The organism is Phytobacter sp. V69 (genome assembly GCF_965644215.1).
Taxonomy (GTDB): domain Bacteria; phylum Pseudomonadota; class Gammaproteobacteria; order Enterobacterales; family Enterobacteriaceae; genus Phytobacter.
The window spans coordinates 1-3,041 of the sequence record NZ_CBFFRL010000336.1 but is presented as its reverse complement, the minus strand read 5'-3'; the positions used below and the strand labels follow the sequence as shown (position 1 = coordinate 3,041).

The window sequence follows — 3,041 nt, the reverse complement described above, 5'->3', positions numbered from 1 at the left end:
CGGCCTCATTTCTCGCTGCCGTCCAGATCAGATGCATCGCTCTCTGGGCTAAAATCTTGTGACGACACTATCTAAATCCAGACTAAACGAAGCCCAAATAAACCCCAGTACAACGTTAATTTGCCACGGCGCATTCCCTAGAATAGGGACTGAAACATTCAGAGGCCTTCACCGTGTCGAATATCAGTCTGCAAGAAAAACATCTTCAAAATCACCATCCGCATATTATTCGCGAACTGGTCTCCGGGCGTCTGGTCCCTGGTCCTATCTGGACAAAGCGCAATTACCGCCTTAAGTTCCTGCTGCGCTCACTCTTATTCTGGCCTTCCACGGTAAAAATGCTGAGCGCGTTATCGCAACGCCCTGGATTTGAACGCCTACTGAATGCGCAGGTGACGCTGCCGAGTAAATCGCACCGGCAGTATCTGACGCTTGGGCTTAATGCGGCAAAACGTGCCGACGCGGTTGTCAGCCACTACCAGTGGGTTGATACCTGCTTGTCCACGCAAGCCGCCGACGCGTTGACTGCCGTAACCCCTCAGCAGATTTTGCACTGTAAGGGCAAAGATGACACCGATTTTTACGTCTTTGCCTCCTGCGCCCATAAAGCAGAGCGTGAAGGTGAAAGCACGTTGTGGCTGTATGATGGCAACAATGTCCTGCTGGCAAGCGCCACGTTCAGCGTGGTGAATGAAAATGGCCAGCGGGCGCTGGTGATTGGCGGCCTGCAAGGCCCCCGGAAAAATATTTCACATGACGTGATCAAGGTGGCGACACGCGCCTGCTACGGTATTTTCCCTAAACGTCTGTTGATTGAAGTGCTGTGGCAGATGTGTGCGCATACCGGTATCAGCGCGGTTTATGGCGTTAGCGACAATGGTCATGTCTTTCGTGCGTTGCGCTATCGCTTTAGCAAAGGTCGCCATTTCCATGCCAGTTATGACGAGTTTTGGGCCTCCATTGATGGTGAGAAAGACAACGCCTGGCGCTGGCGTTTACCGCTGATGCTGACACGAAAACCGCTGGAGAGCATTCCCAGCAAGAAACGCGCCGAATATCGCCGCCGCTTCCAGTTGCTCGATGAAATGAATAGCGGCCTCGACTCTTTCTTCCGCTAAATATTCATAGCAGCGGTACTCCCGCTGCTCTTCTTTATTACCATTAGCTCCCTTCGCATATTCATTCTCATTTTCATCGCCACCGAATAATAATTCATCGCCGTTACCGATCAAAAACAGACACAAATCCATTCTAAAAAAATGCGTTATTGTTTGGTGTAGTGCCGCAATTCACGGGCATCGGAGTGTAATACACACCTCGCATATGTAGAGCAAAAACCGGACGAAGCGACTAAAACCTAACGATATATCTTTCAAGGCTTTTTTTTCATGCTAGTGTGGATTTTCCATTTAACGGCCCGGAGGGGCTATTCCAAACTTAAAATTCGTGTGCCTCGTTTGCAAAGGAAATACGTTTTTTTTCACGCAATTTTGCCCGGATAAAAATTACCCTCACGGTGCAATTTGTTCAGTGTGTGGTGCCCGCCTTACGGCAAAAGCATGTATTCCAGTCAGACGAAGATGGCCAAAAAAAGCATCCTGATGAGAGGCCTCTGAATGAGGCCTCTGCAACACACTTAACATCATTTTATGCCGCATCTGCACAACGCGGGAAAGTTATTACCCCGCGCAGACCGCGATTAAATCCAGTCGATTATGGCAGATTAATAATAACGGCGAATTGCCTGTTCAGTTTCACGCGTACTGACCAGCTCAGAAAACTTGGCTATCAGGAATTCTTCTCCATCCAGCACGTAAGTTTCGATCGGCATGTCAAGGAAGGAACGCTGATCGTTTCTGTAGCTGACCTTCTTTAGGTCGTCCGCCACCGAGATGTGATCGACCTTGCCACCGGGGAGTATTACCACAACATCTTTGCTCATGTCGTTATCCTCAGTTGTTTAATTTACATACGACATTAGCACAGGCTTTCGGTCATCGTCTCTTGTTATGTTTAGCCATTATGACAACGCCCCGGCAGAAAGCGGCAGCACCATGACGGTAACCCACTCATCACTGTCATATTTTTCTTCGACAGGTTTCCAGCCAAGCCTGGCATACAGTGCCTGCTGGTCGGGGGTATAGAGCCACAGTTCAGGGTAGCCCGCCGCTTGTGCCGTTTCGCTAAGCGCACGAATCAGTTTGCCCGCAATCCCCTTCCCCCGATGCGCCTGCGCGGTAAGCACTTCCCCCAGCCAATACTTGCGTGTCATATCGTCGCACAGTTCATACTGGATGATGCTCGCCGTCGCGATGGGCATACCGTCTTCAAGCGCCACCAGCGTCACTTCATCATTACCTGGCGCATTACGCTCCCTCAGGCGTTCGGTGATGGTTTCGTGTGATGCCCAGCGTTCAAAATCCGACCATTCCTGGTGGATGAGCGCCGCGACCAGCGCATAGCCCGCGTCCCACTGCCGTAATGTGATGATGTCCATTGATGAGAAAAGCCTCGTGTTGGTTTGTTCTTCGCTGGGGTCAAAGGTTTCCAGAGCGCAGATCGGAATAAAGACTTTATGATTCTTGTATTTAACTGTGGTATATCACTGAATTCATTTGTTTAAATGAGTATTATTATCATTTTACAGGTGAAAGACACCCATGATGCACACTCTCTTTCGTCCATTGTCTGCCAGTCTGATACTCCTGTTTTCCGCCACTACGCTGGCAAATGATGTCAAAACCTCCCCACCGCTTGTTACTGTCGTCACCGAAGGGACGGGTCCGGACGTCATTTTAATTCCCGGACTCGCCTCACCGCGCAGCGTATGGGATGACCTCTCGGTTCAATTATCATCAGGCTATCGGCTGCATAAAGTACAACTCGCCGGGTTCGCCGGGCAGGCTCCTGCCATCCGCGAGAATGGCGCATTTGTTGAACCTGTCGCCCAGGCCATTGCCGATTACATTAGATAGTGTCGTCACGAGGATAAAAATCATTGATAATAGGGCCTTCTAATCAGAAGGCCCTATTATCATGAC

At 50.0% G+C, this 3,041-nt stretch carries 4 protein-coding genes; 2 read left to right on the top strand and 2 right to left on the bottom strand.

The features are described 5' to 3' along the window. The first annotated feature begins 173 nt into the window (after nucleotides 1-173). The gene (locus tag ACSZPU_RS24685; protein WP_499004222.1) at nucleotides 174-1,118 is read left to right on the top strand and encodes a VirK/YbjX family protein; all 945 of its coding nucleotides are present in this window, start codon (nucleotides 174-176) and stop codon (nucleotides 1,116-1,118) included. 605 nt (nucleotides 1,119-1,723) lie between these two features. Here the strand turns inward: ACSZPU_RS24685 and ACSZPU_RS24680 are convergent. Continuing rightward, entirely contained in the window at nucleotides 1,724-1,942 is a 219-nt protein-coding gene (locus ACSZPU_RS24680) for a hypothetical protein (RefSeq protein ID WP_499004220.1), read from the bottom strand. Nucleotides 1,943-2,020: 78 nt separating this feature from the next. Next, nucleotides 2,021-2,497 carry a GNAT family N-acetyltransferase gene (locus ACSZPU_RS24675; protein WP_499004218.1) on the bottom strand — a complete coding sequence of 159 codons (477 nt, stop codon included), beginning with the start codon at nucleotides 2,495-2,497 and terminating at the stop codon, nucleotides 2,021-2,023. Nucleotides 2,498-2,660: 163 nt separating this feature from the next. On the opposite strand from ACSZPU_RS24675, the gene ACSZPU_RS24670 reads away from it, so the two are divergent. Next, nucleotides 2,661-2,975, top strand: a complete 315-nt coding sequence (locus tag ACSZPU_RS24670; protein ID WP_499004217.1) for a hypothetical protein — start codon at nucleotides 2,661-2,663, stop codon at nucleotides 2,973-2,975. Nucleotides 2,976-3,041: the final 66 nt, after the last annotated feature.